A 1389-nucleotide genomic window follows, 5' to 3' on the forward strand; every position below is an offset into this window, starting at 1 on the left:
AGAGACAATTAAGTCTAACCCTATCACCTAAAGGAGAACTATCACAAATTAAGGCCAGGTATGCATCGCGACCATCACCCTGGCAGGGCGGTTCATAAGGTATAGAGTCACACATTTTTCGTGCTAAATTTGACAACAAAAAGCATAATTCAGAGGTATTTGATATCTCGGCTTTCCCAGCCAAGTCACTTAGCGAAACATACTCGCGACCTGCTTTAAAAAGTTCACAGATAATGTCGTTCGTTTTGCGGCTTTCAATTGGAAGGGTCTCACAAATTGCGCGATACCATGCTGTTAGGTCAGGCATGCTATTTTCTCTCAGTCTAATTTCGTTCCTGATATGACTGTCAACAACACCCTTGAGGTATTGAAATGGTTCATCACTATCTAAACCCTCACAATAAGCAACTCTCTCACCCTGCTTAAAAACCTCGCCGGTACTCACTCCGTTAGTGACTCGGTTTACTAGCTTGTAGGTTCTATAAAAACTTTCTTTTATCTGACTCTTGGTTAATCTGTCAGGCATTGTTAAGACGTTCATCATAGTAGATTCCAAAACAACTGATTGATAGCACTATCCTCATTATTGTCATACTAGTTTCGTCATTCGACCACCTAATAAATTTTGTCGTCAACACAAATTCTTTTCGTTTTACGCTTTAAAAAATCAGGCCCAAAATTACGACAGATTTACACAAGCTCAACTGACAATGTTTGGAGGTATCCCAATGAAAATAGCAATCCTATCCCGTAACCCAGAGCTCTACTCTACTCGCCGACTAAAAGAAGAAGGAGAAGAGATGGGGCATACTGTTGATGTCATCGATACAATGCATTGTTATATGGATATTACCAGCGCCAAACCTTCTGTGAGATACAAAGGTAAGCCCTTACCTCTTTATGACGCTGTCATTCCACGAATAGGAGCTTCGGTTACTTTCTACGGTACTTCGGTCGTCAGACAATTTGAAATGATGGGAACTTATTGTATTAATGAATCGGTCGCGATTAGCCGGTCACGGGACAAACTTCGTTCTTTACAACTGTTATCTAGAAAAGGGATTGGTTTACCTAGAACAGGTTTCGCAAATCGGCCTGACAAGATAGATGACTTACTTAAGAATGTCGGTGGCGCACCCGTTGTCATTAAGTTATTGGAAGGCACTCAGGGCATTGGTGTTGTATTAGCGGAAACGACAAAGACAGCCGAAAGCATCATTGAGGCATTTATGGGTCTAAAAGCAAACATCCTTGTACAAGAGTACATTAAGGAGGCAAATGGTGCTGATATTCGCTGTCTTGTGGTGGGAGATAAAGTCGTTGCTGCAATGAAACGTCAGGCTGCGCCTGGTGAGTTTCGCTCAAACCTACACAGAGGGGGCTCGGCTG

Annotated in this window: 2 protein-coding genes; one reads left to right on the forward strand and one right to left on the reverse strand. The window is 42.3% G+C overall.

Annotated elements, in window-relative coordinates:
- Nucleotides 1–544: hypothetical protein (locus A3766_RS27850; protein WP_156509206.1), on the reverse strand; the 544-nt coding region annotated here is incomplete at its 3' end.
- Nucleotides 545–728: 184 nt separating this feature from the next.
- On the opposite strand from A3766_RS27850, the gene rimK reads away from it, so the two are divergent.
- Nucleotides 729–1389: 30S ribosomal protein S6--L-glutamate ligase (gene rimK / locus A3766_RS27855; RefSeq protein ID WP_068643407.1), on the forward strand; the 661-nt coding region annotated here is incomplete at its 3' end.

Source organism: Oleiphilus sp. HI0132 (genome assembly GCF_001635845.1).